This window comes from Pedobacter sp. 10L46_2 (assembly GCF_056395165.1).
Map to the genome: position 1 here is coordinate 2,532 of NZ_JBFTIZ010000311.1, position 4,938 is coordinate 7,469.

The following is a 4,938-nucleotide window of genomic DNA, read 5'->3' on the forward strand; positions in this document are numbered from 1 at the left end:
AATTTAACCCAAATGGCCATACCTCCATCGGGTTTTTCGTAACTAACTATACCTTTCAGGTAAGTGTCCAACATCTTGATTAAATGATCCCTTCTTTCCTTGTAAATCTTATTGTTCTTTTTGAGGTATCTGTTAATATCACCGTTTTCGATAAGTGCAGCCAGACTATCTTCCATAATATGGTCTCCTTTCAAATCGATAAGTCTTCTGATATGAACCGCGTGGGCAATAAAATCTGCTGAGGCGATCATGAAACCAATTCGTATAGATGTGGAAAGAGATTTGGAAAAGGAGCCAATATAAACCACCCGATTTTGATGATTTCCGGAGGCAAGGGGCAGGTACGGAGAGGAGCTGTAGTGAAAATCATAATCGTAATCATCCTCTACAATTGTAAAGTTATGTTCTTCAGCTAATTCCAGTATACGCATACGCCGTTGCGGGCTTAAAGTTACTGTGGTAGGATGATGATGGTGGGGAACGAGGTACAGCATCCGTATGTTTAACTTCTGGCAGGCTGTAGCTATCAAATCTGTATTTATTCCATCCTGATCTACAGGCATACGAATTACATTGGCTCCTAAAGATTCGAAAACCTGGTTAGCAACAAAATAGCCCGGTTCTCCTACAATTACATTATCGCCGGGTTTTAACAATAAGCTTGCTGCTATATAAATACTCATTTGAGCGCCATGAGTCATCATGATGTTTGATGCCTGGGCTTGCAACCCCCTGGTTTGCGCCATATGGCTTATCATTGTTTCTCTTAGGTTAAACGAGCCTGCGGCCAGCGTTGCCGAAACCCGTTTAAATGTTTGGACCTTTTTAAGACGGCTCCTGTATTCCCTGTTTAGCAGGTCCATTGGCGCTAGCCGCATATCTGGGTGGCCATCGTCTATTATTAATTCATGCACCATGGTATCACTAGCCAAAGGAATCACTCCATATTGGTTTGTTTTATAAAAGGGGCTGGGCATTGAACTTTCATATGCAAAACCTGCTTTCTGCTGGTCCCATTGCTGTGGCTGTACTTCTGGAAGATTAGGAACCACAATAAACCCTTTCTGTGGTATCACAGTGATCCATCCCTGAGCGCTTAATTCGTTATATGCAGCAATAATTGTTTTACGGTGAACAACAACCATTCTAGCCAGTTCGCGCGTACCAGGCAGATAAGACCCTGACTTTACAATTCCATTTTTTATCAGCATAAGTATTTGGTTTGCAATCTGCTGATAAACGGACACGCTTAGTGTTTTATCGATTGTTATAAGGGTATCAAATGGCAACATCTGGACTACTTAACTTCTTGTTTCTGGATGATAAAGATAGTCCTTTAATAATATACTTTTGAATATCAATTTTATTAAATATGAACATTACCTACAAAACAAATGTGTTACCATTATTAGAAGAAATCATCAGTGTATACGACAGTTCTGGTCTCAACCGTCCTACAGCTGATAAAAACAGGATAGCAGAGATGTATAAACATTCTAACCTTGTGGTTACGGCCTGGCATGATGATCAGCTAGTCGGCATTGCCCGATCATTAACTGATTTTTGTCACTGTTGCTATCTTGCTGACCTGGCCGTAAGTGCAACTTATCAAAAATCGGGTATTGGCAAAGAATTGGTAAAACTTACAAAAGCTACAATTGGCGATAAGAGTATGCTTTTACTACTTGCAGCACCAACGGCTATTGAGTATTATCCAAAAATCGGTATGGATGTGGTGAACAATGGCTTTATCATTAACCGCGTAAAATAGACGAGAAAAAGGCAAATGGAAAACAACATACTAGTTGGAAACTACGTGAGGTTAGAGCCTCTGGAACTTTTTCATTTAGAAGGATTAACTAAGGCCGCAGCAGGAAATGAGCAGCTATTTAAGTGGACTGTTGTGCCTCAGGAAAAAAATGCAATGACCAGGTATATTAAAACGGCACTTGAGCAGCGCGATAGGGGAACAGCGATGCCTTTTGTCATCGTCGGCAATGAAGACGGTATTATAAAAGGATCCACACGTTTTTGGAATATTGCCTACTGGCAGTGGCCTGAACATACGTGTGGATATGGAAGAATTGCTCCCGATGTTTGCGAAATAGGGTATACATGGCTCACCGGGTCTGCTACCAGAACAGGTATAAATACGGAAGCTAAATTCTTGATGCTCAAATACGCTTTTGAGCACTGGAAAGTATGGCGGGTTAATTTCACGACTGATGTACGTAATGAACGATCAAGAGCGGCTATTGAACGTCTGGGTGCTAAATTTGAAGGGATAATTCGTGCTGAACGAATGGGAGCAGATTTTACCATAAGGGATTCTGCTCGTTTTTCTATAATCTCGGACGAATGGCCTGATGTAAAGGAGCTGCTCCAAGGATATATGTTAATGAATAATTAACACGCAATTAATCAAAGAATAATTTCCGGACTCTAGAACATCCAATAAAAAGGTCAGCTATTTTTGATAGCTGACCTTTTTATTTTATTCTCATGCAGGATTTTCATTAAGCATATACTACTTCAAATCCTCCATACATCGCCATTTCGGCGGAATGATTAATTGTGAGCTTCAATTTCATTCTTTCAATTAGCTCCTTGGCAAAAGTAATGCTTCGGTGCAGGTCACTATTTCCTCTGATTTCAATCCCTCTGGTCAACATTTTAAATTTATTAGGTTCAAATTTTTCTATGAACTTTTGAAGGTCTGTTTTGGTCTCTGTTTTTCGCATAAATCTTACGTTTAAATGTATTCTAAAAGCCAAAATGATCGAAATTGTTTGGTGCATTTTTTAAACATTCTTTATGTTTTACACATTCTGGACCGCGGTATCTCAGTAATCAACTGATAACCAAGAATAAGTATCAAAAATATTTTTATTCTGACGTGAAAATACAAAAAGAGCTTTAATGACAAAATAAGCTCAGAAACTGACAACATCAAGATAGAATAATGATATAAAAAGTGGCTTATTTGTCTTACCAAATATAAGAACGGCTAAAATGAGAATGATTATTTACCTAATCGTACTAAGTAGTACCCTGTTTCAAAATTATTCAAATAAAGCGAGGGTAATAGGCAGAAATGCATTCAAAATAACTCCTCAAAAGGCTAAGATTCTATTTCTGGGTAATGAATTACGCATTGCAATTTAATTAACCTTTAAATCTATAAATCTCTAACCAAAAAAATCATGCACAGAAAACTACTTAAGGTATTCCATGGAATTGGAATCCAGGCTAAGGGTATACGTTGGTACCCTGAACCAAAATTAAAATTTCTATTGGCAATGATGGCCCTTTTTACATCGGCAAATGCCTTCTCTCAAATCATGATATCTGGTAAGGTCACCGATGATGAAAATAAACCTTTAGTTTCCGTAACGGTCACTTTAAAAGGGGGCAATTCGGGTACCCAGACCGACGCTAATGGAAATTATACTATAAATGCGCCGACACCAAGTTCAATACTTATTTTTCGATACATTGGATTTAAAAATCAGGAATTCACGGTAAACGATCGCAAAGTTATTAATGTCCGTATGGTTGCTGCTGGTGGAGAAGACCTGGATGAAGTTGTTGTTGTTGCTTATGGTACACAAAAGAAAGCAACTGTGTCTGGAGCGATCAGCACGTTACAGGCTTCAGATATTGTCCGATCGCCTTCTGTAGCCGCTACAAGTGCTTTGGCGGGTAAAATTCCTGGTGTAACCGCACGTACCACAGATGCCCGACCGGGAAATGGGGCCAATTTACAGATCAGAAACCTCGGAAACCCCTTGTATGTTATAGATGGAGTAGCATATAGCACCAGTAATGGTAGCGATGGGTTTGGCTTTAATACAGGTATTTCTGGGGTTAATGCATTTAACCAGCTAGGAATAGATGATATTGAGAGCATAACGGTGCTTAAAGATGCCTCTGCTTCTATATATGGTTTGGCGGCGGGAAATGGTGTGGTATTGGTAACGACTAAAAAGGGAAGAAGAGGTGATAAGCCTTCCTTCGGACTTTCCAGCTATTATGGTTTTCAAAATTTCTCCCGTTATCCATATCCTGGAAATGCAGGACAATACGTAAGAGGCCGTTTAGAATCTGAACAAAATCTTGGCCGTAATCCGGCAGACCTCTATTCTCCACAAGAATTGGCCAAATGGGAAGCAGGAACAGAACCCGGCTATCAAAATAACGATTATTATGCTTTTATTGTAAGGGACAACGTTCCGCAACAATTTATAACAGCAAATGCTTCAGGCGGCTCTGATAAATCCACCTATTATTTATCCCTGGGTCATATTAATCAGGAAGCTGCACTTAAAGATTTCAATTTTAACCGCACAAACCTTCAGGCTAATATTTCCAGTACTGTCTTAAAAGGTTTTACCGTTGGTGCCCAAATTAGTGGCAGGATAGAAAACAGGCATAATGTAGGGGTTCCGGGATTGGACGATTACTTTAACCCTTTACTTAGTATTGGCAGTATGTGGCCTACAGAAACCGCCTATGCTAACAACAACCCTTTGTATATTAACCAAACGCACAATGTAAACGTTAACCCGGCAACTTATTCAAAGGATATAACCGGTTATATTGACAACATTACCCGAGGAGCCGGTGCGAAATTAAATGCACAGTACGAATTTGGTTTTGGCTTAACTGCAAAGGCATTGTATTCATATGATTATAGTAATGAAGACTTTGATGGGTTTGAATATACCTATCCTGCATATATTTATGATGCGGCTACTGATACCTACAATGACAGAGCCCCAAATGGTGCATTATATGGCAACCAAAACCCATGGAGAGAAAGGCATAAAAGAAATATCGTAGCCACGTTTGCACAGTTTCAATTAAACTATACCAAGCAAATAAAAGATCATTCCATAGCGGCTTTAGTTGCTTTTGAACGCAAAGATGCTACTAATG

The 4,938-nt window shown here is 39.4% G+C and carries 5 protein-coding genes; 3 read left to right on the plus strand and 2 right to left on the minus strand.

Translation table 11 applies throughout. From position 1 onward, the window contains the following. Positions 1 to 1,211: aminotransferase-like domain-containing protein (locus tag AC1DDX_RS23400; protein WP_477622681.1), on the minus strand; the 1,211-nt coding region annotated here is incomplete at its 3' end. A gap of 161 nt (positions 1,212 to 1,372) precedes the next feature. Between AC1DDX_RS23400 and AC1DDX_RS23405 the strand changes: the two genes are divergently transcribed. Further along, positions 1,373 to 1,771: a GNAT family N-acetyltransferase gene (locus AC1DDX_RS23405; protein WP_172662878.1), complete on the plus strand. Its 399-nt coding sequence runs from the start codon at positions 1,373 to 1,375 to the stop codon at positions 1,769 to 1,771. 15 nt (positions 1,772 to 1,786) lie between these two features. Further along, positions 1,787 to 2,410, plus strand: coding sequence for a GNAT family N-acetyltransferase (locus AC1DDX_RS23410; RefSeq protein ID WP_288879307.1), 624 nt, complete (start codon positions 1,787 to 1,789; stop codon positions 2,408 to 2,410). Positions 2,411 to 2,516: 106 nt separating this feature from the next. Here the strand turns inward: AC1DDX_RS23410 and AC1DDX_RS23415 are convergent, their stop codons facing one another. Beyond that, positions 2,517 to 2,741: a hypothetical protein gene (locus AC1DDX_RS23415; RefSeq protein ID WP_337716199.1), complete on the minus strand. Its 225-nt coding sequence runs from the start codon at positions 2,739 to 2,741 to the stop codon at positions 2,517 to 2,519. A 462-nt stretch (positions 2,742 to 3,203) separates the two neighbouring features. Here AC1DDX_RS23415 and AC1DDX_RS23420 point away from each other — a divergent pair. Then, a partial coding sequence (locus tag AC1DDX_RS23420) for a SusC/RagA family TonB-linked outer membrane protein (protein ID WP_477622682.1) occupies positions 3,204 to 4,938 on the plus strand: 1,735 nt, incomplete at its 3' end.

Coding starts and splice junctions, on each gene's coding strand:
- AC1DDX_RS23410 (WP_288879307.1), top strand. CDS start 1,787: ATGGAAAACAACATACTAGTTGGAAACTACGTGAGGTTAGAGCCTCTG.
- AC1DDX_RS23405 (WP_172662878.1), top strand. CDS start 1,373: ATGAACATTACCTACAAAACAAATGTGTTACCATTATTAGAAGAAATC.
- AC1DDX_RS23415 (WP_337716199.1), bottom strand. CDS start 2,741: ATGCGAAAAACAGAGACCAAAACAGACCTTCAAAAGTTCATAGAAAAA.